35 protein-coding genes are annotated in these 24987 nt (G+C 68.7%); 10 read left to right on the forward strand and 25 right to left on the reverse strand.

Features of this window, described 5'->3' with window-relative positions; translation table 11 throughout:
• Nucleotides 1-15: 15 nt before the first annotated feature.
• The 11 genes from DFR43_RS10940 to DFR43_RS10990 are packed head-to-tail and all read right to left on the reverse strand — an operon-like array spanning nt 16 to nt 10796.
• Nucleotides 16-2610, reverse strand: a complete 2595-nt coding sequence (locus DFR43_RS10940; protein ID WP_133598586.1) for an Ig-like domain-containing domain — start codon at nt 2608-2610, stop codon at nt 16-18.
• A gap of 12 nt (nt 2611-2622) precedes the next feature.
• Nucleotides 2623-3003, reverse strand: coding sequence for a phage tail-collar fiber domain-containing protein (locus tag DFR43_RS10945; RefSeq protein ID WP_133598588.1), 381 nt, complete (start codon nt 3001-3003; stop codon nt 2623-2625).
• Nucleotides 3000-4142 carry a phage tail protein I gene (locus DFR43_RS10950; RefSeq protein ID WP_133598590.1) on the reverse strand — a complete coding sequence of 381 codons (1143 nt, stop codon included), beginning with the start codon at nt 4140-4142 and terminating at the stop codon, nt 3000-3002. The genes DFR43_RS10945 and DFR43_RS10950 overlap by 4 nt, the downstream gene beginning before the upstream one ends.
• The gene (locus tag DFR43_RS10955) at nt 4135-4947 is read right to left on the reverse strand and encodes a baseplate assembly protein (protein ID WP_133598592.1); all 813 of its coding nucleotides are present in this window, start codon (nt 4945-4947) and stop codon (nt 4135-4137) included. Before DFR43_RS10955 ends, DFR43_RS10950 begins: the two co-directional genes overlap by 8 nt.
• Nucleotides 4944-5309 (reverse strand): GPW/gp25 family protein, encoded by a 366-nt coding sequence (locus DFR43_RS10960; protein WP_164499737.1) that lies wholly within the window; start codon nt 5307-5309, stop codon nt 4944-4946. The genes DFR43_RS10955 and DFR43_RS10960 overlap by 4 nt, the downstream gene beginning before the upstream one ends.
• 48 nt (nt 5310-5357) lie before the next feature.
• Nucleotides 5358-5654 carry a PAAR domain-containing protein gene (locus DFR43_RS10965; protein ID WP_133598594.1) on the reverse strand — a complete coding sequence of 99 codons (297 nt, stop codon included), beginning with the start codon at nt 5652-5654 and terminating at the stop codon, nt 5358-5360.
• 4 nt (nt 5655-5658) lie between these two features.
• Entirely contained in the window at nt 5659-6084 is a 426-nt protein-coding gene (locus tag DFR43_RS10970) for a phage baseplate assembly protein V (protein WP_133598596.1), read from the reverse strand.
• A complete protein-coding gene (locus tag DFR43_RS10975; RefSeq protein WP_133598598.1) occupies nt 6081-7079 on the reverse strand; it encodes a phage late control D family protein in 999 nt (332 codons plus the stop codon). Before DFR43_RS10975 ends, DFR43_RS10970 begins: the two co-directional genes overlap by 4 nt.
• Nucleotides 7067-7285 (reverse strand): tail protein X, encoded by a 219-nt coding sequence (locus DFR43_RS10980; protein WP_133598600.1) that lies wholly within the window; start codon nt 7283-7285, stop codon nt 7067-7069. The genes DFR43_RS10975 and DFR43_RS10980 overlap by 13 nt, the downstream gene beginning before the upstream one ends.
• A complete protein-coding gene (locus DFR43_RS10985; RefSeq protein WP_133598602.1) occupies nt 7282-8184 on the reverse strand; it encodes a phage tail protein in 903 nt (300 codons plus the stop codon). Before DFR43_RS10985 ends, DFR43_RS10980 begins: the two co-directional genes overlap by 4 nt.
• Nucleotides 8181-10796, reverse strand: a complete 2616-nt coding sequence (locus DFR43_RS10990; protein ID WP_133598604.1) for a phage tail tape measure protein — start codon at nt 10794-10796, stop codon at nt 8181-8183. Before DFR43_RS10990 ends, DFR43_RS10985 begins: the two co-directional genes overlap by 4 nt.
• A gap of 19 nt (nt 10797-10815) precedes the next feature.
• Between DFR43_RS10990 and DFR43_RS10995 the strand changes: the two genes are divergently transcribed.
• A complete protein-coding gene (locus tag DFR43_RS10995) occupies nt 10816-11004 on the forward strand; it encodes a hypothetical protein (protein WP_133598606.1) in 189 nt (62 codons plus the stop codon).
• Here the strand turns inward: DFR43_RS10995 and DFR43_RS11000 are convergent.
• The 11 genes from DFR43_RS11000 to DFR43_RS11050 all read right to left on the reverse strand — a co-directional run bounded on the left by DFR43_RS11000 (nt 11001) and on the right by DFR43_RS11050 (nt 16956).
• Nucleotides 11001-11153 carry a GpE family phage tail protein gene (locus DFR43_RS11000; RefSeq protein ID WP_133598608.1) on the reverse strand — a complete coding sequence of 51 codons (153 nt, stop codon included), beginning with the start codon at nt 11151-11153 and terminating at the stop codon, nt 11001-11003. The two genes, DFR43_RS10995 and DFR43_RS11000, sit on opposite strands and share 4 nt — an antisense overlap.
• Entirely contained in the window at nt 11146-11388 is a 243-nt protein-coding gene (locus DFR43_RS11005; RefSeq protein ID WP_133598610.1) for a phage tail assembly protein, read from the reverse strand. Before DFR43_RS11005 ends, DFR43_RS11000 begins: the two co-directional genes overlap by 8 nt.
• Nucleotides 11389-11394: 6 nt before the next feature.
• On the reverse strand, nt 11395-11919 hold the full coding sequence (locus DFR43_RS11010) for a phage major tail tube protein (RefSeq protein WP_133598612.1): 525 nt from the start codon (nt 11917-11919) through the stop codon (nt 11395-11397).
• 11 nt (nt 11920-11930) lie between these two features.
• Nucleotides 11931-13367 carry a phage tail sheath subtilisin-like domain-containing protein gene (locus tag DFR43_RS11015; RefSeq protein WP_133598614.1) on the reverse strand — a complete coding sequence of 479 codons (1437 nt, stop codon included), beginning with the start codon at nt 13365-13367 and terminating at the stop codon, nt 11931-11933.
• Nucleotides 13368-13369: 2 nt separating this feature from the next.
• Nucleotides 13370-13612 (reverse strand): hypothetical protein, encoded by a 243-nt coding sequence (locus DFR43_RS11020; protein ID WP_133598616.1) that lies wholly within the window; start codon nt 13610-13612, stop codon nt 13370-13372.
• Nucleotides 13609-13812: a hypothetical protein gene (locus DFR43_RS11025; RefSeq protein WP_133598618.1), complete on the reverse strand. Its 204-nt coding sequence runs from the start codon at nt 13810-13812 to the stop codon at nt 13609-13611. Before DFR43_RS11025 ends, DFR43_RS11020 begins: the two co-directional genes overlap by 4 nt.
• Nucleotides 13809-14291, reverse strand: a complete 483-nt coding sequence (locus tag DFR43_RS11030) for a Gp37 family protein (protein ID WP_133598619.1) — start codon at nt 14289-14291, stop codon at nt 13809-13811. The genes DFR43_RS11025 and DFR43_RS11030 overlap by 4 nt, the downstream gene beginning before the upstream one ends.
• Nucleotides 14288-14704 (reverse strand): DUF1320 domain-containing protein, encoded by a 417-nt coding sequence (locus DFR43_RS11035; protein WP_164499738.1) that lies wholly within the window; start codon nt 14702-14704, stop codon nt 14288-14290. Before DFR43_RS11035 ends, DFR43_RS11030 begins: the two co-directional genes overlap by 4 nt.
• A gap of 87 nt (nt 14705-14791) precedes the next feature.
• Nucleotides 14792-15052, reverse strand: a complete 261-nt coding sequence (locus tag DFR43_RS11040) for a hypothetical protein (RefSeq protein WP_133598624.1) — start codon at nt 15050-15052, stop codon at nt 14792-14794.
• Nucleotides 15053-15066: 14 nt separating this feature from the next.
• On the reverse strand, nt 15067-15972 hold the full coding sequence (locus DFR43_RS11045) for a Mu-like prophage major head subunit gpT family protein (protein WP_133598625.1): 906 nt from the start codon (nt 15970-15972) through the stop codon (nt 15067-15069).
• A gap of 3 nt (nt 15973-15975) precedes the next feature.
• Nucleotides 15976-16956, reverse strand: coding sequence for a phage protease (locus tag DFR43_RS11050; RefSeq protein WP_133598627.1), 981 nt, complete (start codon nt 16954-16956; stop codon nt 15976-15978).
• Nucleotides 16957-17045: 89 nt separating this feature from the next.
• On the opposite strand from DFR43_RS11050, the gene DFR43_RS11055 reads away from it, so the two are divergent.
• The 5 genes from DFR43_RS11055 to DFR43_RS11075 all read left to right on the forward strand — a co-directional run bounded on the left by DFR43_RS11055 (nt 17046) and on the right by DFR43_RS11075 (nt 19362).
• Nucleotides 17046-17528 carry a lysozyme gene (locus DFR43_RS11055; RefSeq protein WP_133598629.1) on the forward strand — a complete coding sequence of 161 codons (483 nt, stop codon included), beginning with the start codon at nt 17046-17048 and terminating at the stop codon, nt 17526-17528.
• 73 nt (nt 17529-17601) lie between these two features.
• Nucleotides 17602-18123 carry a hypothetical protein gene (locus DFR43_RS11060; protein WP_133598631.1) on the forward strand — a complete coding sequence of 174 codons (522 nt, stop codon included), beginning with the start codon at nt 17602-17604 and terminating at the stop codon, nt 18121-18123.
• Nucleotides 18113-18436 (forward strand): hypothetical protein, encoded by a 324-nt coding sequence (locus DFR43_RS11065; RefSeq protein ID WP_133598634.1) that lies wholly within the window; start codon nt 18113-18115, stop codon nt 18434-18436. The genes DFR43_RS11060 and DFR43_RS11065 overlap by 11 nt, the downstream gene beginning before the upstream one ends.
• Nucleotides 18429-18749: a hypothetical protein gene (locus DFR43_RS11070; RefSeq protein ID WP_017936984.1), complete on the forward strand. Its 321-nt coding sequence runs from the start codon at nt 18429-18431 to the stop codon at nt 18747-18749. The genes DFR43_RS11065 and DFR43_RS11070 overlap by 8 nt, the downstream gene beginning before the upstream one ends.
• A gap of 82 nt (nt 18750-18831) precedes the next feature.
• A complete protein-coding gene (locus tag DFR43_RS11075; protein WP_245988908.1) occupies nt 18832-19362 on the forward strand; it encodes a phage protein Gp27 family protein in 531 nt (176 codons plus the stop codon).
• On the opposite strand, the gene DFR43_RS13630 is transcribed toward DFR43_RS11075, so the two are convergent.
• Both DFR43_RS13630 and DFR43_RS13635 read right to left on the reverse strand, forming a co-directional pair.
• Nucleotides 19363-19770, reverse strand: coding sequence for a DUF2335 domain-containing protein (locus DFR43_RS13630; RefSeq protein WP_281276448.1), 408 nt, complete (start codon nt 19768-19770; stop codon nt 19363-19365). It lies immediately after the preceding gene.
• Nucleotides 19721-19933 (reverse strand): hypothetical protein, encoded by a 213-nt coding sequence (locus DFR43_RS13635; RefSeq protein ID WP_161936791.1) that lies wholly within the window; start codon nt 19931-19933, stop codon nt 19721-19723. Before DFR43_RS13635 ends, DFR43_RS13630 begins: the two co-directional genes overlap by 50 nt.
• 17 nt (nt 19934-19950) lie before the next feature.
• Between DFR43_RS13635 and DFR43_RS11085 the strand changes: the two genes are divergently transcribed.
• Nucleotides 19951-21282 carry a phage terminase large subunit family protein gene (locus tag DFR43_RS11085; RefSeq protein ID WP_133598638.1) on the forward strand — a complete coding sequence of 444 codons (1332 nt, stop codon included), beginning with the start codon at nt 19951-19953 and terminating at the stop codon, nt 21280-21282.
• Nucleotides 21279-22847 carry a DUF935 domain-containing protein gene (locus DFR43_RS11090; RefSeq protein ID WP_133598646.1) on the forward strand — a complete coding sequence of 523 codons (1569 nt, stop codon included), beginning with the start codon at nt 21279-21281 and terminating at the stop codon, nt 22845-22847. Before DFR43_RS11085 ends, DFR43_RS11090 begins: the two co-directional genes overlap by 4 nt.
• A 215-nt stretch (nt 22848-23062) precedes the next feature.
• Here the strand turns inward: DFR43_RS11090 and DFR43_RS11095 are convergent, their stop codons facing one another.
• A complete protein-coding gene (locus tag DFR43_RS11095; RefSeq protein ID WP_133598648.1) occupies nt 23063-23701 on the reverse strand; it encodes a hypothetical protein in 639 nt (212 codons plus the stop codon).
• Between the two features lie 97 nt (nt 23702-23798).
• On the opposite strand from DFR43_RS11095, the gene DFR43_RS11100 reads away from it, so the two are divergent.
• Nucleotides 23799-24512 (forward strand): phage head morphogenesis protein, encoded by a 714-nt coding sequence (locus DFR43_RS11100; RefSeq protein ID WP_211338641.1) that lies wholly within the window; start codon nt 23799-23801, stop codon nt 24510-24512.
• Nucleotides 24509-24982, forward strand: a complete 474-nt coding sequence (locus DFR43_RS11105; protein ID WP_133598650.1) for a phage virion morphogenesis protein — start codon at nt 24509-24511, stop codon at nt 24980-24982. Before DFR43_RS11100 ends, DFR43_RS11105 begins: the two co-directional genes overlap by 4 nt.
• Nucleotides 24983-24987 lie beyond the last annotated feature (5 nt).

Here is a 24987-nt window from a genome sequence, read left to right on the forward strand (position 1 = left end):
GTGCACCATATACCATCACACCTTCGCCAGGCGGCCGCCGATGCTGCCGTCCGCGGTCGACGGAGCGTTGTTCGCGTTCAGATAGAACAACCCGGCGTCCCCGCCGGCGCCCCAGTGACCGCCGTGATAAGCGATTTGGTCGCCGGTGGTTGTGTTCGACCAGAAACAATCGCCGGTCGAGCCGTTAGATGCCGTGCCATCGACGGTGGCCGGGACGATGATCCCCGCCGACAGCAGTGTCGTATCGAAGGTCACCGGGTACCCGCTGGTGGTTAGCGCCGCTCGGCCCGTATTGACGTAGCCGGTTGCGAAGTCCGACGTGGTGGTGTTGCCGGGCACGTTGTACTGCCAGCGCCACCATGTGCCGCCGTTGCGCTTGAGGCCGTCCACCATCTGCCAGACATTACCCCACAGGCCGACAATGCCGCGCCAGGTGGCCTGGGCAACATCGCTGGCATCGACGTTGGCCGCACTCGATGCACTGACGCGCCCTTGGCCGATGAGGGCTTGCATGTCGAGCCCGCCCATTTCGATGGTGGCGAGCATCTGGATGGCGGCAAGGTCGTAATAGCTCCACAGGCGGAAGCCCGATACGCCGGAGACGTTGCGGGCATAGGCTTCGGCACGCGCTGTGGGGAAGTCCATGCTTACACGCGGCAACACACCGGGGACGGATTGCAGCTTGCCGCCGGAAGAGCTGGCTTGGTATTTTCCGACCCAAATTTGGTCGAGCTCGACGCCGCCTGCGCCGATAAATGCTGGGTGCACGCTGAAGCCCGATACGGGCTGATCCGAGATCATCCAATAGGCTTTGCCCGCATACGTGCCAGACGGCACAGTGCCCGCCTTGAAGTAGAACTTCGGAATCTTGATCATCGACTGGCCGTCGATGGTCTGCTGGATGATCCCTGCGTACGTCGGGTGGTTATTGAAAAACGCCGCGTCGGTGGTCTGGGGCGCGAAGTTTTCGTTGATGCGGACGTAGGCACCGGCACCGCCGCCGGTGGCGGCTTGTACCAATCCGACGATGGTCGCGAATTGCTGCTTTGTCGTGATCGTCACATCAGCCGACCACTCCGACCAGCCCAGTGTCGCGCCTTTGTGGCGCACGCGCAGCACGTATTGCGTCTGCCCGGGTTGTAGCACACCGGCAGGTACAACGTAGCTTGTCTTGGCAGTCGTCGTCTCGCCCGAGTCGTGCACAGGCGATGACCAGCTGCCGCTGGCCAGGCGAATCTGCCATTGGCTGGATTGATGGGTGTCGGTGCCGCCCGTCACCGCAAAGGGCGACGAGATGATGGTCGGCCGCTCAGGAATGTCGGTTTGACCGTTGGTCGGGCTGGTGATTGCCGGCGTGTTGACGTATGCGAATGAGGTTTTGGTGGTAAAGCTCGATGCAGACGACCAGTCCGAGACGAGTCCTGCTGCATCCTTGACGCGGGCGCGCACATAGTAGGTGGCGCCTGTCGAGAGGATGCCGGCGGGCAGCGTGTAGGACTGCGCTGCCACCTCGCCGGAGTCATGCAGCACCGACGCAAACGTCGATGCAGTCGAGATCTGGAATTGCGTATAGGCGAACGAGTTGCCGGCCGGCGAACTGAATCCGGCGACGGCCAGCGTCGGCGTCTCGCCAATATCGGTTGCGCCATTGGCTGGATTGGAGATGGTTGGCGCATCGGGGCGCATGGCTGGATTGACCGCTCCGCCAGCGCCCGTGGGCGAGCCCGTGGCGACGATGTGAAGGATATCGACGGGTTCGCCGTCGATCTCGATGCGCAAATAGCCGTTGCCGCGCATCGGCACCAGATATTCGTCGTCGCAGTAACCATCCGGCACGCCGGCGATCTCGCCCTGACGGCGCAGACTCCAGATGCGCTCCGTCCAGGCTGGCGTATAAGCGTCGCGATAATAGAGTCGCACCGCGCCGGCATTGAGGCTGCGACGGATGATCACAGCGCGCGCTGTGTTGTCGTCGCCCAAAAACAGCTCCTTCGAGACCCAAGCATCGCCGACCTGGCCGCGCACGCCTCCGCTGCCGCCCGCGATGGGCTGAAGCGACATACCGGTGAGCATTGCCGCGCTCGTCCAGTTGCGCGTGAGCGTGGCTGTCAGGCGCAGGCGCTGACTGGTCAGGATTTGCGCCACACGCACCAGCGCGACGTTTCCGCCCTCAACCAACAGATAATCCTGGCCGACCTTGAGCCCTTCGGTGCTGGTCACATCCAGCGACTCGTCTCCGGCGACGCCAGATACCACCGACACATCCTCGGTGGGCACCAGACGATAGCCGGCAGCGAAGAGTTCGAAGGCGATGCGGCGGTTGCGGTAGAGCCAGTCGAGCCCCACGGCGCGCTGCACCGACACGGGCGACGCCATGCCGGAGAGCGTGCCGGAGATGCCGCCGATTTGCGTGATGATGGCGTTGATGGTGGCGGCGAGATTCGGATTTCCTGCTCGCGCGGACGAAACCTCGGACTCAAGCGCGCTGGCGCGTTCATCGAGGGCGGAGAAGTTTTCGTCGATCTCGACATAGCGCGTGTTCCAGAGGCTGGGCACGGCCTCCGGTTCGTTGTTCGGGATCGGGGTGATCGGGTGGTGCGGCAACGTCATGTCAGGCTCCTATCAGAAACGGGGTTTGATGCGGACTTCGTAGCGCTCGCCGGCCTCGACCGCCTTGGGCGCAAAGGTGCGCCAGGCGATGAGCGTGCCGTCGTCGCCGATCAGCCCGACCTCGGAGAACAGGCGGCCCACCATCGAGCCGCCCTCCAGGTAGGCGACGGCCTCCGCCTCGGTGGGCGCAGGACGGGTCAGGCTGGCCAGCGCCACGCGGTCGCGCTCGGCGTACAGCGCCGTGCGCGCGGCTGGCGCTGGTTTTGGCGTGAGGTCAGGATTGTGTCCGCCGTCGCCGAAGGCGATGTGGGTTGGCACAGGGGCGGTGCGCCCGCCGGCCATCTGCTCGGCCAGGCGCTCGCGGAAGGCATCGGTCAGTACGGCTTCGCTCATGCGGCAATCCTCTCAATCGTGATCTCGGGGGTAACAGGCTGCCCCAGCCGCCAGCGGCCGGAGACGGTCAGGCGAGCAGGAGGCGGCGCAATGTGGCCTTCGCCCAGACGGAAATCGCCGAAGCGCAGACGGCGTCGGAAAGCGGCGTGCGCCAACCGAAAGCCGAACGCCTGGCCGAAGCGGCTGTGGTGCAGCCGCCATCCACCATCCAGGCGGCGCGGTCTGTCGATCAGGCGCGGCGGCGGCAGGATGATCGGGTCACGGTTAGCGGCTAGCCGCTCGCGCGGCAGCGCGGCATCGAGCGTGGGCAAACGCCCGGATACGGCGATGGGCGCGCGGCACCCACGCAACACGCGGCCAGGCACTGCACCGCGCCGCTCGCCCACGCTGAAAGAACCGAAGGGCTGCGGTAGACGCACGGGCTCGCCATCGCGCCCCATGCGCCATGCGGCATCCGGGTAGGCGGATAGCGATGCGTTGCACCATGGGTGCAGCCGGGTGGCGGGCAGCCGTACATCGAGTTGCTGCTCGGCGGCCATTGCCGCTCGAAAGTCGGCGATGAGGAGCAGCCAAAGCAGAAAAATCTGATGCCGCGAGACCGGTTTCCACTCGTCGATTAGGCGGCGCGCCAGGGCAAGACCGTCAGCGTCGCGCGCATCGGCCAGATTGACGCGCGCGATGAACTGCGCCCAGTGCTGGATTTGCGGCACGGCGGCCAGCCGCTCGATGGGCCGGATCGTATGAGCGCCATCGAGCCGCCACGAACCATCGATTTTCAGTGGCATGAGCGGCGCGTAGATGGCGCGCTGCGCTGTCTGGTCGATGATCTCGACCTCGAATCCAACCTGCTTGAGCGCTTCTTTGATGGCCCACGGCGTGCCTTTCTTGCGGTGCAGGGCGATCGCGCGGCGCAGGATGGCGCGGCGCTTCTCGGGCGTGTCGGCCAGCCGCCAGCCTTCGAGGTCGGTGACATGCCAACCCCAGGCGAGCGTCGGCAGCAGGCGCTCATCCACCCGGTCCACCAGATGGGCGAGCACCTTGTCCACCGGCAGCGCCTCCAGCCGCGCCGACAGGTCGGCCAGCGCCGCCAGACGCGCGTCGGTGGCGATGACGTCCGGATACCAGCGGCGGTCACTCATCCTCGGGCTCCGTGACGGTCACCGCGATGCTGGTGGCGTTCGTCCAGTGGTGCACGTCGGCGGCGATGTCGGCGGCGGGGTGCGCGAGCGCCACGCGCTTGACACCCGGCACGTGCAACGCGGCGATCAGCGCTGAGCGGGTCACGTCCTGCCCCAGGCGCTGCGCTTTCGTCGCGCAGAATGCGGTCACGTCGGCAAGCGCGGCGGCGCGCACGCTCTCGGCATCGGCCCAGGCGTAGGGGGTGACGGTGGCGGCCACGCTGTAGGGGAAGTCCACCGGGTCCTGCACGCTAACTGTGTCGCACAGGGGACGGGCGTCCTCTGCACTGGCAGCGGCCAGCACGCGCGCCTTGATGTCGGCGGAAGGCAGACCGGAGGCGGTGAGCGGGTGTAGCACCACGAGCCCAGGCTCGGGCGAGCGCACAGCCACATCGGTGATCGAGGCATCCGCCGTCATGGCGTGGTAGCGGTAGGCCAGGCGCGGCCCGGCCACAGAGAAGTGCTCTGGCGCGAGCCGGATGCGCTCGCGCAGACGCTCGTCGTCCTCGCCCGGCAGACGCGCCACCCCCACCAGCTCGCCCAGGTAGTCGAGCATGGGCGCGCGCGCGAAGGCGACCAGGTTTTGCCGCGCGGCCTCGTTGATCGCGGCGCGGCACAGGGATTCGCGGTAGGCGCAGATGTCGATCAGCAGCTGCTCGACCTGACCGGGGTAGACGGTGCGGCCGGTGGCGGTCTCGTAGGCCGCCTTGAGCTCGGCTGCGATGGCCGCCGGGTCGTCGGCGATGAGCTTGATAGGGTCGGTCATGGACGCACCTCGGCCAAGCCGGATAGACCATCGGCGGCAGCGAAGTGCACGCCGATGCTCAGGTGATGCGCCTCATCCAGATCGACGCTGACGCGCTCGATTTTGACGCGCGGCTCCCAGCGCCGGATGGCAGCATAGACCTCGCGCACGAGGTGCGGGCGGGCGCGGTCGATGGGGTGGTCCAGATAGCGCCAGAGGTCGGATCCGAACTCCGGGCGCAGCGGGTCGCTGCCGCGGCGCGTGGTGAGGATGATGGCAATGGCCTGGCGCAGATCGTCGAGCGCCTGCGCGTAGCCATCCCCGCCCAGGGCAAGCTGCCAGTGGGCGCGGCGCGGGATGGAGGCGGCAGCGGGCGCAATCATGGCAAACATGATCCTCGCGCGCGCGCGTGGCGCGAAGGCTGATCGGCTTCAGGCAGCACGGTCATCGGCAAACACATCCGGGCTGCCGGTGGCGGCGGACGAGCCGCAATCGACCGGATCGCCGATGCGTCCGGCGGCGCGGCCGTTGACGAATACGGTCGGGCTGCCGGCAGCGAGAGCGCCGCCGTGACAGACCGGCCCGCAGCAGTGCGCGGCCCAGCCGTCGCCGACGCGGTGCCAGCCCATGCCGTTGACGAAGACATCTGGGCTGCCCTCGGCATTGGCGCGGCTGGGGTAGCAGCCGTGGCCGGTGCAGGTGTCGGTGTGGCGGTGCGCGGCGGGCATGGCGTCAGTTGAGGTCGATGCGCGGCGCGCGCAGGATGATGTGCGTGGCGGAGACGATCTCGATGTCGCCGACACAGTGGACGCTGAGCTTGTGCGTGCGCCGGTCGTAGTCGATGGTGGTGCCATCACGAAAGCGGATGTGGTGTCGATCCGGCGCGCCGGTGACGGGCGCCGGGTCGCGCTGCGAGTAGATGCAGCCCAGGCACACGCCGGTTTCGCCGCGGCGGTCGAGCAGCACGGCCACGTGCTCGCCGATGTCGGGCAAGCCATAGTGGCGGTCGCCGCGGCTACCCATGGTGAGCACGGGCAGCCACCAGGTCTCGATCTCGAGGTCGGGGATCTGCGCCCGGATAGTGTGGGCCGTCTCATCCAATGCGGTCACGAACGCGTAGCGCAGGGTCACGCCGGCCTCGTCGTGGGTCTCGATCATGGCAGCCTCCGGGTTTGCAGGTCGGTCGTGTAGCCAGCGCGGGAGATGCTGTGCCGCGCTTCGACGATGAGGTAGCGGCCATCGAGGCGCGCGAAGCCCTCCAGCCGCACTATCGAGCCGGCCACGAGCAGCGGCTCGCCCGGCAGCGAAAGCTCCAGCGCCGTCTTGTCCACGGCGTGGCGCTCGGCCTCGCCTTCGGCCTGTGCGGCGGCGTCCTCGGGCGAGCGGGCGCGCCGGTGGATGCGCCGCACATCCACCGGCTTGACCTCGCCGGTGGCGGCATCCTTGCCATAGACGAGCGCGCTTTGGGTGTCGTGGTGCTTGACCTCCACCTTTTGCGGCACGTCGGAAATCTTGTCGCGGTAGCGCCAGGCGGTGATGAGGGCGGGCGCAAGCACGGCCACATCGTCTTGCTCGGCCAGATGATCGGCGCGCGCCACGGCCAGCGTCTTGTTGTTTTCGGTGAGCTTGATCGTGTAGCCGTATTCGGCCAGCAGCCGCCGGAGGAAGGCCCAGTCGCCCTCCTGGTATTGCGTCACGCGGTCGAGCAGCGGGTCGGGATCGATTCTCCCGGCGCGCTTGGCGCCCAGCCGCGCCGCCACCGCATCGACGATCTGGGACAGGCGCAGGTTTTCATACGCCCGGCCCAGCCGCGTGCGCGCCTGGCGCGTGATGCCGGCGGAGAGCGCCCGGATGCGCACGCTCAAGGGCGGCGCGGCGATCTCGATCTCGTCCACCTCCATCTCGCCGGTGTCGCCCAGCAGCCGGTCGCGGTAGCCGTAGCGCATCCGCAGCGTCACCCCCTTGTCCGGATACCAGTCGGCCAGCCACCGGGTGTCGCGCACGGACGGGCTGGCCAGCTCGACATCGAGGTCGTCGGCCTCGCCCGAGAGCCGGTCGGTGTAGGTCGCGCTCATCAGGTAGGGCGAGAGATCGGCGGTGACGTCGCGCCCGTTGTAGAGGAGCTCGACGGCGGGGTGGGTCAGCGACGCCATGGCGGCAGCCTCGCGGTGGAGACGACGGCCTCGCGTCGATCGATGATGGGCACGACGACGCGCTGGCCGGAGGGCAGCGTCGGGCGCGCGGCCAGATGTGGATTAGCCGTCAGCAGGCGCGGCAGCTCGGCCACGTCGCGCCAGTAGCGCCAGGCGATGGCGTCCCAGCGCTCGCCGTCGCGCGTGATGTGGATGAGCGCCTTCATGCCACCGCGCTCCGGATGGCGATGTCTGCGGCAAGGCTCGACAGCGCCTGCCGCCCGCCCTCGAGGGCGCGCAGGGCGTATTGCGCACCGCTTGCGGCGGACTGGGCGCGTAAAAGGATGTCGACTGGCCCCGCGCCATCGAGCACGGATGCCGCCGCTTGCAGCTGCGACACGGCCGCCTGCGCGGCGCTGGCGGCATCGGCCAGACGCGCCACACCGGAGAGCGCGCCCACTGGCAGCGCATCCGCTGCGCCGGAGATCGACGCCGCCACGCTCGGCGCCAGCGCCAGCGCAGACGCCGGCGCGACCCGCGCAAGACTTGCGAGACTGGCGACCTGCCCGGCCACCTCGGCCACGCGCGACGCGCCTGCCACCGCCGCCGAGACCGTCTCGGCCAGATCGCCCACGGGCGAGTCGGCGAACACCGTCGCGATGGGCGCATCGACCACATCCACGCCGTCGGCCACCGGCGCTTGCCAGCCAGGCAAGAGCACCGCCGGCGGATTGGGCTCGGCCGGATCGCCCACGCACTCTTTGAGGGTCAGGCGCGCCTCCAGCGCCATCAAGGCGCCGGCGCCATCGGTCTGGCGCGTGGTGGTCTCGATGTCGGTGAGCACGAAGACGCCGCGATACTCGCCCGTGCCGAGCACGAAGGCCATGGGCTCGGCGGCGTCCAGCCGCGCCTTCAGCCGCCCCAGCTCGGCGCCAGGGTCGCACCACTGCGCGTGCAGCAGCACGTCGATGCGCACCTCATCTGGCTTGAAGCCGGTGTGCTGGATCAGGCTCTTGCGCCCGATCAGGCCTTGCTCGGGCCACTCGGCGGCGAACTTGGCCTCGAAGCCATCGAGCCACTGGATGACTTCGAGCTCCGTCTCGCCCAGCACGGCGTATAGACTCATGACATCCACCCTCCGCCGGGCGCGATGCGCCGCCGCTCGGCCTCATAGCGGCGCATCAGGCGCTCGAACTCGGCAAAGCTCATCTGCACTGCCTGCTGCACCTGCTCGCGCGCGGCGGCCGGGTTGCCGCCTGCGTTGACGTTGATCGTCGGCGCGAAGGTGATCTGCGTGGCGGCTGGCGCACCCGTGCGCGCGGCAGATGCCGTCGCACCCGCGCCGACTTTTGTCGCCTGCAATTCGGGCAAATCGGAGGCCAGCGCGGGCTGAAATGCCGTCGTGGCAGCAATGGCCAGCCCCGCCGACGCCTTGCCCACCGCGCCTGTCATTCCGGCGATTCCCTGCGCCGCACCCTGGCCGATCATCTGGCCGAAGCCGGCGAAGACAGTGGAAGGCGAGCGGATGCCGAGCCACCCCTTGAACCGGCTCTTGATGCTCTCGCCCAGCTCTTCGATGGCCTTGCCCGCCGAGGCGAGTTTGTCTTTGATGCCCTTGATCAGCCCGGCGACGATCTCGCCGCCGATGCGCAGCATCTCGCCAGGCAGCGAAAGCAGCTTACCCGGCAGCGACAGGAACATCTGTGCCGCGCTGGCAATGGCTTGCCCGACGCGGCGACCTAGCGCCTCTGCCGCGCCGCCCGCATCGTCCATGGGTTTGAGCAGATCACCCACGCCCGAGACGAGCCTGCCGACCCAGCCGATGACGGTCTTGAACGCGCCAATCACAGGATCGAGCAGTGGCGCTACCGGCGCGAACGCGGCGCGGAAGGCGCCGACCACAGGCGCCAGTCCAGCGGTTATGCCGTCCCACAGACCTTTGAAGAACCCCTTGATCGGCCCCCAGAACTTGTAGACGAGCAACGCCGCCGCCGTGAGCGCCAGCCCGATCGGATTGAGCATCACCGCGCGCCCCAGCCACAGGATGGCCTTGCCCGCCCCAAGCAAGGCCGACTTGAGCGCGCCACCCACCGCCAAGGCCGCGCCTTTTGCCTGCCCGCCAATCTGCGCCAGGTGCCAGCCCACCGCCTTCATGGGCGCGCCGGAATTGGCGATCTCGCGCAAGCGACCGAGCAACCCCGCCGCCGCCGGCGCGGCGTTGCCCAGCAGGGGCGCGAGGCTGCGCGTCTGTATCGCCAGCGACGCGGAGATCCACGCCGCGCGCAACGCCTGGATGCGTCCGATGCTGCCCAGCACGCCGATGGACATGAGGTGATAGGCCGCGCGCGCCGCGAGGCTGCCCGCCTTGAATGCCAGCAGCGCGGCGGTGAGCTTGCCGATGGCCGACACGACGCCGGGGTTTTCTCTGGCCCACGAGGCCAGCCCCTCAACAACCGGGCGCAGACTGGACAGCACGCCATTGAGCGGCGGCAGCAGCACCGAGCCGATATTGATCGCCAGCTCGGAGACCGTGTTTTTCAAAAGCTGCAGATTGTTGGCCGTGGTGGCCGCCCGCGCCGCGAATTCCTTGCCCATCGACCCCTGGGCGCGCGCCGCCGCGTCGAGCTGCTGCCTGTAGACGTCCAGGTTGCCGGCCAGCGCGGCGATGTCGTCTGAGTACTCCAGGCCGAACAGATCCACCAGCACGCCCATGCGCGCCTCCTTGGGCACGGACTCCAGCGCCTTCAGGAAGCCCAGCAGCGCGCCTTGCGCATCTTCGCCGATCGCTTGCTTGAGCGCGCCGGCCGACATGCCCATGGACGCGAGCGCCGCCTGGAACTTCTCGCCCTGCTTGTCCGCCGTCTGCAACTTGAGCAGCAGCGCGTTGATTGCCGTGCCCGCCACCTCGGGCGGCTTGCCCATGGCGATGAAGGCCGCCGACAGGGCCGAAGCCTGCTCGGCAGACAGACCGAATGCCTGCGCCACGCCGCCCACGCGCGACAGCGCCCGCACGATCTCGCTGGCCTTGGCCGGGCTTTCGTTGGAGATCTGGTTGATGGCATCACCCAGCCGGCCAATCTCGGCGATGGGAATCTTGTAGACGTTGGCGATCTTGGCCATGGCATCGCCGGCCTCGTTGGCACCCATGTCGAAGGCCACCGCCATCTTGGCCGTCGTCTCGACAAAGGCCGGCAGGTCTTTCAGGGCCACGCCAAGCTGCCCACCGGCGGCAGCCAGGGCGGCAATCTCGGTATGCGCCAGCGGCAGGCTGCGCCCCATGCGCATGATGGCGGCCGACAGGCCGTTCAGTTCCTCGTCCGTGCCGTCGACGACCTTCCTGACATCGGCGAACGCGGACTCGAAATCCATGGCCGCCTTGACCGGCGCCGCCATGGCCATCCCCAGCCCGGCCACGCCGACGGCCTGCCCCCAGAGCTCGCCGGCGGCGGCCTTGTGTCCGGCGATCTTCGCCTGCACCGCCTCGAAGCGTTCGGCATGCGCCCTGGCCTGCTCGATCGTCCGGCCAAGCTTCACGTAGGCATCGGACAAGCCCTCGATCGGGCGATTCTGCCGGCCCACCAGCGCCAGCTTCTCGCCCAGCTGCGCATGGCTGCGGGCGGCCTCCGCCGTGCGCGCCTTCAGGCGATCCATGTTCTGGCCGAGGGACTGCAATGCGCCATGCGCCGCACCGGCGGCTGCCGTGACCAGGATCCCGAGCGTTACCGTTGCGCCTGCCATGCTCTATACTCGTCTAGCCATGTCTTCGGAAAACCTCACCCTCGCCGCGCTCTGCGCCGCCATGGCCGCGCCCGCGCTGGTCGTGCTGATCACCGGCGGCAGCCTGGGTGCTGCGCTGCTGGCGGCCGTCCTTTGCCTGCCCGTCAGCGGCCCGATCATGGCCGCCTTCTTCGGCGCCGCCGCAGAGCTGTTCGGGCCGAAGCCCTAACCGCTGCCGCCCTCGTCCCTGATCTGCTCGCGCGCGAGCCTCACCCAGCGCAAAAAATCAGCCACCTCCAGCGAATCGATTTCCGACGGCTGGAAGCGAAACCAGCGCGCCAGCAGCGCCGCGCCCGCCCACAGGTCGCCATCACGCATCCAGCAGTTCGCGAAAGGACTCCTGGATGCGCTTGTAGTCGGCCAGGTCGATGAGCTCCACGTCCTCCGGCACCAGGCCGGTGAGGCGGGCGATCAAGGCCAGTTCCTGGTCCTCCGGCTTGTCGGCCTGCCGCTGCGCGGCCTTCAAGTCGCCAACGGTGGCGCGGCGCAGGGTGACGCTGGCCACCTTGCTGCCGTCGGGGCGGGCGATTGGAAATTTGAGGTCGATCTTCATCGCTCATCAGCCTCCGATGTTGGCGCGGTAGTTCGCCAGCACATCCGCTCCGCCCACCTTGTAGATATTGGCCGCCACGTCGATCTCGAGGATGTCCTGGCCTTCGGCCGAGAGCTTCAGATACCAGGCGTCGAACTCGGTCTCGACCTCGACGTTTTCGTGCTGCTTGAAACTACCGGCCGGGAAGGTCTTGAAGAGCACCTGCATCACGGCCACCACGGGCTTTTCCGCGTTGCGCCCGGCCGGCGTGTTCCACTCCTCGAGCGAGCCGCGCACCTGAAGCTGCACGGTCTTGAAGGGGTTGGCGGCTTTCTTGAGCACGTCGGCATACAGCGACGCCCACTTGATCTTGCCTTCCAGCGCCTCGACGCCGGCAAAGGCGCGGATGGTGCCGACCATGCCCAGCGCCTTGTGCTCGGCCATCTTGACCTTGACCTGCGGCAGCGCGATTTCCTCGGCGCGGCCCAGCAGGTTGGAGCCGTCCATATAGACGTTGGCGTTGGTGATGCGGTGGATCAGTACGTTAGCCATGATCTAGCTCCTCATTGCTGGCTGCCCAGACCGCGCAGCAGGTTGATGTCGATGAAGCTCTCGAAGCTGATGCGCTCGGCGGGCGTGGGCGGCATGAAGGTGATGTCGAAGGTCAGATGCCCCAGCGCGATCTCGGTGGGCGGGTTCTTGGCCGGGTCGTAGGTGCAGCTGCCATCGATCAGCGCGCCGCGCGCGATCAGTGTGCGCATGAAGGCGTTGACGCTCTCCTTGATGGCATCGATGAGGCCATTGTCGATGGGGCAGTCGATGAACTGGAGCATCGAGTACTCCACGCTCTCGTGCAGCACGTCGGCGGTGCGGCGCACGTTGATGAAGTTGCGCGGATGCGTCATCGACGGCCAGGCCGCGGAGCGGTTGCCCCAGGCGCGGTAGCCGGTGCCAAAGCTGTTAAACACCGTGACGATGCCGTTCTCATTCAGCAGGTTGGCCTCGGACTGCGGGTCATTGATGCGCGCGGTGATCGGGCGCTCGGTGCCGGTGATGCCCATGATCTCGGTGTTCGACGGGCTCCACCAGTAGCCGTTTTCCGTGTCCTTGCGGCAGATCACGCCAGCCAGACGCGCGGCCATGCCCTCCAGCCGCTCGCTGCCCGTGGCCTGATCGAACACCTTGAGGTGCGGGTAGCACAGGATGGCGCGCTCGGAGCTGGTGTTGAAGTTGATGCCGCCCGACGGGCCGCGCCCCTCCACCGCCTGCTGCACGGTCACGCCGATGGGCGCGTCGATGAGGGCCATCGCGCGCAGCTTGTGCGCCATGCTGATGAGCTCGGCGGAGACGCTGGCGAGCGTGCCGTAGACCGGCGCGACGAGCAGCTTGGCGTTGAAGCCGAAGCGGTTGTAGGTGTCATCCAGCGCCTTGAGGCCGGTGCGGCTGCCTGCGGCGTTCACCGTGCCGATGATGTCGGAGGCGGTGACAAGCTGTGGGTCGAGGTATTGATAGTCCACCTTGAGCGAGGCGCCAGAGGCGATGGCCCCGCCCGGCTTGCGCGTGATGGTGCCGGTGGTGGCGTCGAGCGTGTAGTCGGTATCGAGCACGTAAGTGGTCGTGCCGGCGTCGTTCTTCACCACCACCGACGACACGTAGGGGTGGGCGAGCTTGGCGCTGTCGGTCACGGTGGAGAGCGTCACCGCCTCGGCGGTGACGGCGCTCTTGTGCGTGGCCGGGTTGAGCACATTGACCACGATCACGGTGCCCGCGCCCTGATCGAAGATGGCGTCCAGCGCGGCAGGGATGGTGAAGTCGCGGCTGATGGCCACATCGCCGAAGGCGGCGGCGTCGCGCTCGGAGAGCACGATGGTCGGCTCATTGACCGCGCCGGTCGGGGCGGTGCCGATCAGGCCGACCACGGCCGTTTTGACCTGGCGGATGGGGCGCGGGCCTTTGAGGACTTCGATGGTCTCGACGCCGTGCAAAAAATTGGCTGGCATGGTCAGTCTCCTTGTTCAAAGCGATCGATGCCGCGCGCGGTGATGTGCACGGCGGTGCCGCGGTAGGCAGCGCAGCCCGCCTCGATCAGATAGTCGAGCGCGAAGCGCGCCTCGGCTTCCGCTTGCCCGGCCTGGGCCGTCAGGTCGCGCGCATAGACGATGCGCCCCTCGGCGCGCGCGGCGTACAGCTCGCCCAGCATGGCGCGGCGGATGGCGCGCTGGCGCGAGACGAAATCCGGGCTCATGCCGCCTCCTTGTCCTTGGCGGCGCGCGCCGGGCGAGCGGGCGCGGCTGGTTGTTCGACCAAATGCCCCAGCGCCGCCAGGGTCTGCACCCAGTCGTTGTCTTCGGGCAGCTCGACGGTCTGGCCGGGATAGAGCACCACGTCGCGCCCGTCGGGCAGGGTGGCGGCGCTCATCGGGCCGCTGTAGCGGTAGGTTTTCATGGCGGGGCCTCCTGTTCAAAGCCATAGTCGGCCGTCACGCGCGCCAGACGCGGCACGGCGGATAGATCGCGATCCTCGATGGCCAGCGTCTCGGCCTCGAAGACGAGCTCATACGTCCAGATGCCCGCCTCCTCGCTCACGAAGCGGTCGGAGACGAGCCGCATGCGTCCGCAGTTCGTCGCGCGCAATCCGAGCAAGGCGTCCGCCGCGGCATCCACCAGCGGCACCGCGCCATAGGCGTCATGCAGCGCGCGTGCGACGACGTAGACGTGCACGCGCAAGACGCGCTCCTGCACCACCAGGTCGGCGTCGCGCGCATCGCCGTAGCGGCTGCCGCCGTAGGCCACCAGCAGCGCCGCGCGCGGGTGATTGAGCCGCCAGGCTTGCGGCCGCTCCGGCGTGAGCGCCACCTCCACCTCGGGGATGGCGGCGCGCAGCCGCTCGGCCACGTCCTTGAGCACGGCGCGGGTGTCGATCATGCGAGCATCCCCCAGTCACGCGCGCGGCTGCCGGGCACCACCTCCAGCGTGCCAGACGGGTGGCCAGCGGCGCCGATGCGTAGCCGCCCGGCAGCGATGGCATCCAGCATCTTCTGCGCCGCCTCCATCTCGCGCCGGATCGCCTCCGGATAATCCATGCCCTCGGGGCGGCGCGCGTAGAGCCAGCCGCGCGCCAGCTGCACCGCAAGATGCCGGATCACCGCCGGCGGCGGGTCGGGCAGCGTCGCGCCAGCCGAAGCCAGCGCCGCATCGATGCGTGCATCGGCGTGCGCCAGCGCCGCATCGACGATGGCGGCATCGGGAGCGGTCGCCATCGGGTCGTCGCTCGCCAGCCGGGTGAGCACATCCGGCGGCATGGCCTGGGCCAGATCGGTCAGCGCGGCGTATCTCATCCGGCCAGCCTCCATCTAACCCCATCAAACGGGTTTTTAGGCCCGTGGAGCGATTTTTTGGGGATGGGTGATACCACCATAGCCACCTCAGCCGTTCGAGGCCTCAGCGCCGTTTTTGCGCCGGGTGCGTGCAGCAGCGGGCGGCGGCGCGGGTTTTGCGGCGGGCGCGCCCGCATCGGCTGCCCCGTCCGCCTCGGCCACCAGCAGCGCCGGGTCGGCGCGCAGCGCCTCGGCCTGCGCGGGCGTGACCTCCACTTCGAGCGGCTCGCGCCCGAAGGGGCCCAGCCCCGCGCGGTAGCGCCGCGCGTCGCCGTGGGCGGGCCGGGTGCGGACGATGAGGCGGATCACGGCATCACCTCACATCAGGCCAGCCACGGCGAGACGATCACCTCGACCGCCTTGTAGTTGGGGTTGCTCACCCCGCCCGTGGTCAGTTGCGCCTCGATCAGCGCCATGGCATCGGCGCGCAAGCTGGGCGGCACCACCAGGGTGGTGGGCTTGACGCCCAGCGGGCGGCCGCCGTCGGCCTTGGCCTGCATCATCGCCGCCATCGCGGCGTTGAAGTTGGCGGCATCCAGCGCGGCCTTGCTCTTGTAGGCCAGCTGCCAGAAGCCGAAGCCCGCGTTGCAGCGGTAGCGCACGCCGTAGCGGTAGGCGTCCGACATGAACACCATCTCATCCTGCGTGCTGGTCAGCGCATCGAGCTCCGGCGTGGTGCGCTCCTGGAAGATGAGCGGCTTGAGCGCGCGGCTGGTGTCGAGCAGATACCAGGCCGGGCCGGTGCCGGCTTGCAGGTTGGAGACGAGCGTCGCCGTGCCGGTGCCGTCCACGTTCGGGTAGACCGGGTGGTCGGTGTCGAAGAAGTTCTGCTCGTCGTAGCAGGTCGTGTTCTCGCCGGCGGCCAGCAGGCCGAAGACCAGCTGGTCGGCGTGAGCCTTGGCAGCGCGGCCCATCTCAGAAAACAGCGGGGTATAGACGCCCACGTTGTCGTCTTCGATGTCGGTGCGCTTAACCGCCACCGTGCCCTCGTAGAGCTTGTTCTGGACCTGGTAGGCCTGCGCCGCCATGTCCTTGAGCACGCGGTCGCCCACCCACTCGCGCAGGGCCGGGAACTGGCCCAGCCAGCCGTAGGTGTTGCTGGCGGAAGAGGACGGCACGCGGGTGGCGACCTTCTCCCAGTCGGTGGGGGTGGCGGCGAGCGCGTCCTGGAAGGCTTTCGAGAAGCCGGTGCGCAGGCCGGACAGCAGGGCGGGGGTGATGATGGCCATGTCTTACTCCTTGTTGAGCGATTCGAGCTTGCGCTTGTGGGCGATGAAGTCGTCCTCGGTCAGCCCGAGCTGGGCGCAGACGTAGCGCTCCTCCTCGGTCAGCACCTCGGGCGTCTTGGCCGCGTGCGCGTCGGACTGGGCGCTGACGATGACCGGGGCGGCTGCGGCCCAGGCGGCAAAGCCCTCGGGGTCGTGGCTGGCGTAGCCCATGGCCCAGTCTTTGAGCGCCGGGGCGAGCTTGCCGGCGCGCATGGCTTCAGACACGGCGGCCTCGGCCTTTTGCCGGGCCACCTCGGCTTGCAGACGGGCCAGCTCGTCGGCCACGGCCTTGTGCTGGCTCATCGGCACCCACTCGGCGGGATCGGGGGAGTCTGCGCGGCGGCGCAGGCTGGCCGCATGGGCCACGAGCTGCGCGGCGTCGGCGTCGGCAGGCGCGCCCAGGGCCTCGGCGATGGGCGCAAGATCGATCGGATCGGACATGGCGTCTCCTTGTCGGTTGGCAACCGGATTGAGGTCGAGATTCGGGTAGTGCACCAGCCCCGCCCCGGCCAGAGCCACCACGCGGCCCTGTTTGTGGCGGAACACCGGGGAGAGGAAGCGGTACTCGCGCGCGGCGATCAGCTCGGCGGCGCGCGGCGTCCACTGCACACGAGCCCACAGCGCGCCATCGCGCACCTCGAGTTCCTTGATCCAGCCGGCGGCGGGCACCGGCCCGGCCTTGGCCTCGGCCTCCAGGCTCTGGTGCTCGTAGTCGATGGGCAGGTCGATGCCGCCCGCGGCAAAGGCCTTGAGCACCGCCTCGGCATCGAGCCGGTACGGCCCGCGCCCGTCCCGCCCGGAAAAATCCCCCGCCGGAATGAGCTCGACCCACTCCGGCGGGGCGTCGGCGGCCACTGAAGGGCTGGAGGCATGAATCGACATCAGCGCGCCGCCGGCCGACAGCTCGGCGGCGGGGTGCGCGGGCGATGTGCGTGGGGTCTGCATGGCCGCCAGTCTGCGCGGCCGCGCCGGCAGCGCCAACGCTGACAGGCTTCAGACTGTCACCGGAGCCGGTACTGGACGACGATTGCGCCATGCAGCGCACGCCTGCCATCCTCATCACCGTCTCGGCGCTCACCTTGGCCGGCATCGCCGGCTGGGAGGGCTACCGCCGCACGGCCTACGACGATGGCGCGGGCGTGCAGACCGTGGGCTTTGGCTCCACCACCCACGAAGACGGCCGCCCGGTCAGGCCCGGCGACACCATGACGCCGGAGCGCGCCGTGCTGCGCCTGGCGCAGGATGCCAACCGCCTCTGGCGCGAGGCCGCCGCCTGCATCGGCGACGTGCCGCTGGCCGCCCACGAGGCGGCCGCCTTTCAGTCGCTGATCTACAACATCGGCCCGGCGGCGTTTTGCCGCAGCACGCTGGTGAAGAAACTCAAGCAGACCCCGCCGGACTACGCGGGCGCATGCAAGGAAATCCTGCGCTGGACGCGCGCGGGCGGCCGCGAGCTGCCCGGGCTGGTGCGTCGGCGCGAAGCCGAATACCGGCAGTGCACGGGAGAGACCCCATGATCGGACTGTGGATGCTGCTGCCCGCGCTGGCGTGGCGGCTGACGCTCGACGCTTGGCTACAGGGGCGCTGGATATGGTGACCCCCTGGCCCATGCTCGCGGTGGCCGCTGTCTGCCTGGCCAGCGGTTTCGCAGGCGGCTACGCGCTCAAGGGCCGCCTGGCCGATGCCGAGATCGCCCGCCTTCAGGCCGCCCATGCCGCTGAACGCCAGGCCGCCGCCGAGGAGGCGGCCCGGCGGCTGGCCGCCGCGCAGGACGCCGAGCGCGCCGCCGTGCACGCATTGCAGGCGACGAAAACCCGCCTCACCGACACCCAACGCCGCCTCAAGGAGACCCTGTATGGATTGCCGACCGCTGACCGCTGCGGCCTGTCTGGCCCTGCTCGCGGGCTGCTCAACGCCGCCATCGCAGACGCCAGTGCCGTGCCCGCGCCCGCCGGCGAGCCTGCTCACACCGATGCCGCCGCTGCCGCCGATCCCGGCGCGACAGAGGCCGACATCGCCGGATGGGCCGCAGACGCCATCGCCCTCTACGGCGAATGCCGCGCCCGCATCGACGCCATCCGCCAGTGGGACGAGGTGACGCATGGAAGGTGACATCCTCTCCGGCCTCATGCGCTGGCAGGTCTCGGTGTGGGCCATCGGCGCGCTGCTGGGCGCGGTGGCGCTGATGGCGCGCGGCTTTGCCAACCGGCTCATGCGCGAGATCGACCAGCGGTTCGAGCGCCTGGAATCCATGGCCGCCGAGATCCGGCGCATCGATGCCGAGCTCACCGGCCTGCGCGCGGAACTCCCGCTGCACTACATCCGGCGCGAAGACCACATCCGCGACATGTCGGCCATCACCATCAAGCTCGACCGCATCCACGAAATGCTGCTCATGATCGTCAAGGAGACCCGCCATGGCTAATCCGCTCGGCCAGGCCATCGACATCGAGCGCGCCGAGCGCGAAACCCTGCGCTGGGTGCTGCTGACCGCCCTGTGGCACGCCCGCCCCTACGGCGCGCTGGAGACGCTGCTGGCCGCCTGCGCGCACGACATCCCCGTGCGCGCCAGCGCCGCCGACATCCGCCGCGAACTTGGGTGGCTCAAGGCCCACGGCCTGGTCACCATCGATGAGCGCGGCCCCGTGTGGTCCGCCGAGCTCACCGCGCACGGGATGGACGTGTACGAATACCGGGCGGATGCCCCCGCCGGCATCGCCCGCCCGCCGAGGTGGTAATCATGGTGCACCCCCACGCTCGCATGCGCTCGCTGCCCCCCGAGGGGGCGCATGCCTCCCTCGGGGCGGCCCGTCGGGAGGCATGATGGCCCGCCGCAGCAAGGTCGATGCCCTGCCGCCCGAGGTACGCGCCTGGCTGGAAAAGACCCTGGCCGACCGCGCGCACCCCGGCTACGTGGCGCTTGCCGAGATGCTCAAGGCGCAGGGCTATGAGCTCTCGCACTCAGCCATCTGGCGCGCGGATCAGCGCATCCAGCGCACCATGAGCGCCATCAAAGCCAGCGCCGAAGCCGCCCGGCTCATCGCCGAAGCCGCGCCGGACGCCGCCGACGAACACTCCGCCGCGGTGATCCGCCTGGTGCAGTCGGCCCTGTTCGAGGCCATGCTCAAGGTGCGCGAGGCCGAAGACGCCGACCCGGCAGAGCAGGTCAAGCTCCTGTCGCAAGCCGCCCGCGCCGTGGCCGAGGCCAGCCGCGCCAGCATCGGGCAGAAGAAGTGGGCGGAGGAGGTCAAGACCAAGCTGGATGCCATCGAGCGCGAAGCCGGGCGCGCCGGCAAGACGCTGGACGCGGAGACGCTGCGCGTGGTCAAGGAGGGGTTGTATGGCGGGTGATCAGCGTTTTCTTCTCACCAGCTCGGCGGCCACGATCATGACCGGCAGGCTGATGAATGCCACCGACACCTGCCATGGCGCGCCGATGGCGACCGACCAGATGGCGGCACCCAGGCTGGCAGCCAGCGCCAGGAATCCAAGCACCATGCCGAGGAGGTTGTCGCGGGCGGTGATGCGAACCGTTTCTTGCTTGGTATGCATGGAGGCGGCTTCGATGGCGTGGCGGTGGCGCTGCTCATCTTCCGCCATTTGCAAGATGCGGGCGGCGGCTCCGGGCACGATGCGCTCGAAACCCTCCAGGGCGGCAGGAGGCGGAACCGGCCCCAACCACTGCTGTGATGCCGCGACGACCCGGCTGTCAGCGGGTTCGGTGGGCTTCTTCAGTTTGGAATTTCTCGACTGCGACACGGAAGTCGCCGCCGATCTTGCGCCAATCGCCGCGCAGCGCGTCGAGATCGCTTCGCTTATGGATGCTTGGGGCAAGCGGGCGCAGGTCTCGCGCGGCGAAAAGCCCCGCGCCCATGCCAAGCGGCATGGCGGCCACGATGCGAGACAGGCGCGCCGGATTCATGCGCTGAAGCTTATCACATGACCGGCCCCATCCTCTACCGCTATCAGCGCCGCTATCTGGCCGACACGGCCCGCTTCAAGGCGGGCATGTGGAGCCGCCAGGCGGGCAAGACCTTCACGACCACCTTGGAGGCGGTGCTGGACGTGCTGGAAGCAGAGGCCGCCGGGCGCGTCTCGCACTGGACGATCCTCTCCGTCTCGCGCGACCGGGCGCTGGATGCCATGGACAACGGGGTCAAGCTCCACCTGCGCGCCATCGGCGCCGCCTTCGAGGCGCTGGATGAGCCGCTGGATGTGGACGAACTGGCGCACGTGGTGCGCATCGGCTCGCGCGGCAGCTACATCCGGGCGATTGCCAGCAAGCCTTCCACCGCGCGCGGCATGAGCGACAACCTCATCCTCGACGAATTCGCCCACCACCAGGACAACAGGGCCATCTGGACGGCGCTGCTGCCGGTGGTCTCGCGCCCTGACCTCAAGCTGCGCGTCATCTCGACGCCCAACGGGCGCGGCGACAAGTTCTACGAGATCATGACCGCGCCGGACAGCCTGTTTTCCCGGCACGTGGTCACCATCTACGACGCCGTGGCGGACGGCCTGCCGCGCAACGTGGACGAGCTCAAGCGCGCGATGAACGACCCCATCGCCTGGGCGCAGGAGTTCGAGTGCCAATTCATCGACGAGGCCACCGCCTGGCTGCCCTACGACCTCATCGACGGCTGCGAGGATGCCGCCGCCCCCGGCGAGTACCAGGGCGGCCCGGTGTACGTGGGCATGGACTTCGCCGCGCGCGGCGACCTGACAGTGATTGCCGTGCTGGAGCGGGTGGGCGACGTACTGTGGCTGCGCGAGCTGATCGAATTGCGTGCGACGAGCTTCGCCGCGCAACTGGCCGAGCTCGACCGCGTGATGCGCGACTACCGCGTCATCCGCGCCGCGCTGGACCAGACGGGGCTGGGCGAGATGCCGGTGCAGGAAGCGCAGCGGCGGCACGGCGCCTACCGCGTGGAGGGGGTGCTTTTCAGCCCGGCGCGCAAGCTCGACATGGCCACCGCCTTGAAGGAGGCGATGGAAGACCGCAGGCTGCGCCTGCCCGCCGGCAACGCGGCCCTGCGCGCCGACCTGCATTCCGTGCAGCGGGTGGCCGGCCCCACCGGCGCGCCGCGCCTGGTGGCCGAGCGCAGCGAGCAAGGCCACGCCGACCGCTTCTGGGCGCTGGCGCTGGCGGTCTCGGCCAGCCTCGATGCCGCCCCGGCCTATGACGGCTTCGTGCCGCTGCCGCGCCGTCCAGCCAAACCGGACTTCGATGACGCGCCCCGATACGGCGGGCGCGGGGAGGTATTCGCATGACCGAGACCATCCGGCCCGCGGCCCTGCGCGAGCCGCAGACCGCGCGCGTGGCCCGCTACGCACGCCCCTGGCACGAATCGGCCCTCTCGGGCCTCAAACCAGCCACCGTGGCCGCCATGCTGCGCGAGGCCGACGCGGGCGACCTCTCCGCCCAGGCGCGGCTCTTTGCCGACATGCAAGACCGCGACGCCATGATCGCCGCCGCCATGCAGCAGCGCGCGCTCGCCATCGCGCGCCTGCCGCGCAAGATCGAGCCGCCGAAGGACGCCTCGACGGCAGAAAAACGCGCCGCCGAGGCCATCGCCGGGTGGCTCGACGGCATGAGCGACGCCATCGAGGACGCCATCGTGGCGCTGACGGACGCCGTGGGGCATGGGTTTTCCGCCATCGAGATCGTGTGGGACAGGGGCGACGGCCTGTGGCTGCCGCAGCTGCACGCCCGGCCGCACGACTGGTTTGCCATCTCCGAGGATCGCCGCAGCATCGAGCTGGCCACCGACGCCGGATCGGAGCCGCTGCGCCCCTACACGTGGATCCTGCACCAGCCGCGCATGCCGCGCGCAGGCTATGTGGCGCGCGGCGGCATCTACCGCGCCATCATCTGGCCGTTCGTCTACAAGGCCTATGCCATCGGCGACTTCGCCGAGTTCCTGGAGACCTTCGGCCTGCCCTTCGTCATCGGCAAATACGGCCGCGAGGCCACCGAGGAGGACAAGAGCCGCCTGCTGCAAGCGGTGGCCAGCCTCGCCCACGATGCGCGCGCCATCATGCCGCTGGAGATGCAGCTCGACATCCAGCGCGTGGCATCCAGCGGCAGCGACAGCCCGCACCTGGCCATGGCACGTTGGGCGGACGAGGCCATCGCCCGCGCCATCCTTGGGCAGACGCTCTCCATCCAGGCCAAGAGCACCGGCCTAGGCTCCGGCGTGGCCGACATGCACGAGCGCGTGCGAGAGGACATTCGCGACGCCGACGCGCGCCAGGCGGCCGCCACGCTGACGCGCGACCTCATCGCGCCCTTTGCCGCGCTGAACTTCGGTGTCCCGCCAGACCGCTGCCCGCGCCTGGTGTTCGACACCAGCGAGCCCGACGACATCGCCGCCTACGCCCAGGCCATCCCGGCGCTGGCGGCCGCCGGCGTGCGCATCCCCGAGCGCTGGGTGCGCCAGCGCCTGGGCATCCCGGATCCGGCCGATGACGAGCCCGTGCTGGGCGGCGCCGCCCAGCCTACTGCGCCCGACACCGAAGCCAATGCCGCGCAGCTTGTCGCATGCAATGCGAGCAAACATGACGGCTGGCGCGACGCAGCCGACGACCCCACGCCCGTCACCGCCATGGTCGAGCGCATGGACATCGAGGCCGCGCCCGCCTGGGGTGTGATCCTCGACGCCGTGCGCCGCCTGGTCGATGAGGCCGAAAGCCTCGAGGCCCTGCGCGATGCGCTCCTTGCCGCCTACGGCGACCTGCCCAGCGACCAGCTTGCCGAGGTCATGGCGCTCGGCTTTGCCGCCGCGCATCTGGCCGGGCGCTATGACGTGGAGACGGAAAGTGGCGGACGACGCTGACATCACGCAAGCGCGCCTGGAGCGCGAAGAGGCGCTGCGCCGCCGCCTGCGGCCCGCGCCGAGCCTGCCTTACTGCGGCCAGTGCTACTGGTGCGGTGAGCCGCTCAAGGCCCCGCTGCGCTGGTGCGACGCCGACTGCCGCGACGACTGGGAGCGCGACCATGCCCGCCGCGCGCGCGCACCTGAGGTGGCGGCAGCGCTCAAGCTTACCGGGTCTATCTTTCACAGTGGCCGCATGGATAGTCCTTGTAGCGATCAACGTCGAACATTGGGCAGACATCTATGTTTTGTTCAATGGCGTGCGAAAGAATTTGGCTTTTCTTGTCTGGCGCTTCTTTTGCCTCTCTTATTTTCCAGCCAGTCATCTGTCTGCATGGAAGAATAAGAAATGGTCTTTGTTCTTGCTCTGGTTGTTGGAACACCAGTTCACCAGGCATCCTTATAGAAATGACACTGGTTACGATCGGCCCTCCGTACTCGTACACAGATTTGCAGTAGTCTTCTTGGTGCGTATGAGAAAAAGACTTTACGTAACACTCTATAACCTGCTGTATGCGCCATTCCCAACGCATCGGACGCCCTTTCATGAACATCATGGTTCCACGCCATCCCGACACGATCGGCATGAGAGCAAGAAGTCTGGTTGCGTCGCGTTCCGTCTTTTTGAATCCGACAAGATAAAAGGTCTTCGATTCCGATTTGTCTTCTGCAAAAAAACTTGCGCTTCTGGCAATCGAAATGGCAAGCCTGGAGCCAACGCCTTTCGATTCGAAGAAAAAAACGACGGCAAGGTAATCGCTTGCGGCCAACAAATCGACCGCTTTATGGGAGATTGATGTGAGCGCGCCTTCCATATCTTATGTCCTTCCAGGAAAGGACAAGGATGGTAACTGGGTTCCCGTCCCCTTCGAAGAGCAAATCGCCTTCTTCCGCGGCAAGCTCGGGCGGCTCGTGCCCACCGCCAAGTGGGACGACCTCATGCACGCCGAGCACGACGTGGCCTTCATGGTCGCCGGCGCGGCCAAGGCCGACCTGCTGGCCGACCTGGCCGAGGCGGTGGACAAAGCCATCGCCGATGGCGAGACGATCCAGCAGTTCCGCCGCCGCTTCCTCGATATCATCCAGCGCCACGGCTGGGCGGGCTTTACCGGCGACGACCGCAAGTCGCCGGATGACAAAGGCGGCAAGGGCCTGGCCTGGCGCACCCGGGTGATTTACGAAACCAACCTGCTCACCAGCTACGCCGCCGGCCGCCGCGCCCAGCTGGAGGACGGCGGCTACACCCACTGGATGTACAAGCACAGCGACTTCGTGCAGCGCCCGCGCCCGCATCACGTGGCGCTGAACGGCATCGTGCGCCCGAAGGACGACCCCTTCTGGCAGACGCACTACCCGCCCAACGGCTGGGGCTGCCGCTGCCGGGTGCTTGGGGTGCGCGGCCCAGCGCAAGCGCGCCGCCTTGGAGGCGACCCGGACAAGCCGCTGCCATCGTGGGCCGGGCAGACCGACCCCAAGACCGGCGCGCCGGTGGGGGTGGACAAGGGGTTCGGCTATATGCCCGGCGGCAGCGTGGTGGATCGCACGCGGGCGCTGCGCGACAAGCTGATCAAGCTGCCCGGACGCCTGGCTGATGATCTACGCAACGACCTGGACGCGAGATCATGATCCACATCGAAGTCGACGACCGCGAAGTCCGCGCCGCGCTGGAAAACCTCCAGCGCCGCGTCTCGGACCTCACCCCCGTCATGCACGACATCGGCCAGGTGCTGGTGGAGGGCATGCGCGCGCGGCTGCGCGACAGCCGCGACGTGGAGGGCCGGCCCTTTGCGCCCAACTCGCCCGTGACGCTGGCACGCAAGAAGGGCACCCGCCCCCTGGTGGACTCCGGCATGATGGCCAGCCAGTTCGCCTACCAGGCCGGGCGCGATTATGTCGAGGCCGGCAGCAACGCCGTGCAGGCCGCCACGCTGCACTTCGGCGCCAAGCGCGGCGCGCACGGCAAGACCCGCCGCGGCGCGCCCATCCCCTGGGGCGACATCCCGGCGCGGCCATTCGTCGGGCTGTCCAGCGAGGACAAGGAGGCGGTGCTCGAGACCATCGCCGAGGCGCTGGAGCGGGCTGCGCAAGGCCGCTGAAGCCG

Origin of the sequence: Tepidicella xavieri (assembly GCF_004363315.1) — a bacterium.
GTDB lineage: Bacteria > Pseudomonadota > Gammaproteobacteria > Burkholderiales > Burkholderiaceae_C > Tepidicella > Tepidicella xavieri.

Excerpts from the sequence above, each read along its gene's own strand:
- DFR43_RS10940 (WP_133598586.1), bottom strand. The coding sequence starts at position 2,610 with ATGACGTTGCCGCACCACCCGATCACCCCGATCCCGAACAACGAACCG.
- DFR43_RS10945 (WP_133598588.1), bottom strand. The coding sequence starts at position 3,003 with ATGAGCGAAGCCGTACTGACCGATGCCTTCCGCGAGCGCCTGGCCGAG.
- DFR43_RS10950 (WP_133598590.1), bottom strand. The coding sequence starts at position 4,142 with ATGAGTGACCGCCGCTGGTATCCGGACGTCATCGCCACCGACGCGCGT.
- DFR43_RS10955 (WP_133598592.1), bottom strand. The coding sequence starts at position 4,947 with ATGACCGACCCTATCAAGCTCATCGCCGACGACCCGGCGGCCATCGCA.
- DFR43_RS10960 (WP_164499737.1), bottom strand. The coding sequence starts at position 5,309 with ATGATTGCGCCCGCTGCCGCCTCCATCCCGCGCCGCGCCCACTGGCAG.
- DFR43_RS10965 (WP_133598594.1), bottom strand. The coding sequence starts at position 5,654 with ATGCCCGCCGCGCACCGCCACACCGACACCTGCACCGGCCACGGCTGC.
- DFR43_RS10970 (WP_133598596.1), bottom strand. The coding sequence starts at position 6,084 with ATGATCGAGACCCACGACGAGGCCGGCGTGACCCTGCGCTACGCGTTC.
- DFR43_RS10975 (WP_133598598.1), bottom strand. The coding sequence starts at position 7,079 with ATGGCGTCGCTGACCCACCCCGCCGTCGAGCTCCTCTACAACGGGCGC.
- DFR43_RS10980 (WP_133598600.1), bottom strand. The coding sequence starts at position 7,285 with ATGAAGGCGCTCATCCACATCACGCGCGACGGCGAGCGCTGGGACGCC.
- DFR43_RS10985 (WP_133598602.1), bottom strand. The coding sequence starts at position 8,184 with ATGAGTCTATACGCCGTGCTGGGCGAGACGGAGCTCGAAGTCATCCAG.
- DFR43_RS10990 (WP_133598604.1), bottom strand. The coding sequence starts at position 10,796 with ATGGCAGGCGCAACGGTAACGCTCGGGATCCTGGTCACGGCAGCCGCC.
- DFR43_RS10995 (WP_133598606.1), top strand. The coding sequence starts at position 10,816 with ATGTCTTCGGAAAACCTCACCCTCGCCGCGCTCTGCGCCGCCATGGCC.
- DFR43_RS11000 (WP_133598608.1), bottom strand. The coding sequence starts at position 11,153 with ATGCGTGATGGCGACCTGTGGGCGGGCGCGGCGCTGCTGGCGCGCTGG.
- DFR43_RS11005 (WP_133598610.1), bottom strand. The coding sequence starts at position 11,388 with ATGAAGATCGACCTCAAATTTCCAATCGCCCGCCCCGACGGCAGCAAG.
- DFR43_RS11010 (WP_133598612.1), bottom strand. The coding sequence starts at position 11,919 with ATGGCTAACGTACTGATCCACCGCATCACCAACGCCAACGTCTATATG.
- DFR43_RS11015 (WP_133598614.1), bottom strand. The coding sequence starts at position 13,367 with ATGCCAGCCAATTTTTTGCACGGCGTCGAGACCATCGAAGTCCTCAAA.
- DFR43_RS11020 (WP_133598616.1), bottom strand. The coding sequence starts at position 13,612 with ATGAGCCCGGATTTCGTCTCGCGCCAGCGCGCCATCCGCCGCGCCATG.
- DFR43_RS11025 (WP_133598618.1), bottom strand. The coding sequence starts at position 13,812 with ATGAAAACCTACCGCTACAGCGGCCCGATGAGCGCCGCCACCCTGCCC.
- DFR43_RS11030 (WP_133598619.1), bottom strand. The coding sequence starts at position 14,291 with ATGATCGACACCCGCGCCGTGCTCAAGGACGTGGCCGAGCGGCTGCGC.
- DFR43_RS11035 (WP_164499738.1), bottom strand. The coding sequence starts at position 14,704 with ATGAGATACGCCGCGCTGACCGATCTGGCCCAGGCCATGCCGCCGGAT.
- DFR43_RS11045 (WP_133598625.1), bottom strand. The coding sequence starts at position 15,972 with ATGGCCATCATCACCCCCGCCCTGCTGTCCGGCCTGCGCACCGGCTTC.
- DFR43_RS11050 (WP_133598627.1), bottom strand. The coding sequence starts at position 16,956 with ATGCAGACCCCACGCACATCGCCCGCGCACCCCGCCGCCGAGCTGTCG.
- DFR43_RS11055 (WP_133598629.1), top strand. The coding sequence starts at position 17,046 with ATGCAGCGCACGCCTGCCATCCTCATCACCGTCTCGGCGCTCACCTTG.
- DFR43_RS11060 (WP_133598631.1), top strand. The coding sequence starts at position 17,602 with ATGGTGACCCCCTGGCCCATGCTCGCGGTGGCCGCTGTCTGCCTGGCC.
- DFR43_RS11065 (WP_133598634.1), top strand. The coding sequence starts at position 18,113 with ATGGAAGGTGACATCCTCTCCGGCCTCATGCGCTGGCAGGTCTCGGTG.
- DFR43_RS11070 (WP_017936984.1), top strand. The coding sequence starts at position 18,429 with ATGGCTAATCCGCTCGGCCAGGCCATCGACATCGAGCGCGCCGAGCGC.
- DFR43_RS11075 (WP_245988908.1), top strand. The coding sequence starts at position 18,832 with ATGATGGCCCGCCGCAGCAAGGTCGATGCCCTGCCGCCCGAGGTACGC.
- DFR43_RS13635 (WP_161936791.1), bottom strand. The coding sequence starts at position 19,933 with ATGAATCCGGCGCGCCTGTCTCGCATCGTGGCCGCCATGCCGCTTGGC.
- DFR43_RS11085 (WP_133598638.1), top strand. The coding sequence starts at position 19,951 with ATGACCGGCCCCATCCTCTACCGCTATCAGCGCCGCTATCTGGCCGAC.
- DFR43_RS11090 (WP_133598646.1), top strand. The coding sequence starts at position 21,279 with ATGACCGAGACCATCCGGCCCGCGGCCCTGCGCGAGCCGCAGACCGCG.
- DFR43_RS11095 (WP_133598648.1), bottom strand. The coding sequence starts at position 23,701 with ATGGAAGGCGCGCTCACATCAATCTCCCATAAAGCGGTCGATTTGTTG.
- DFR43_RS11105 (WP_133598650.1), top strand. The coding sequence starts at position 24,509 with ATGATCCACATCGAAGTCGACGACCGCGAAGTCCGCGCCGCGCTGGAA.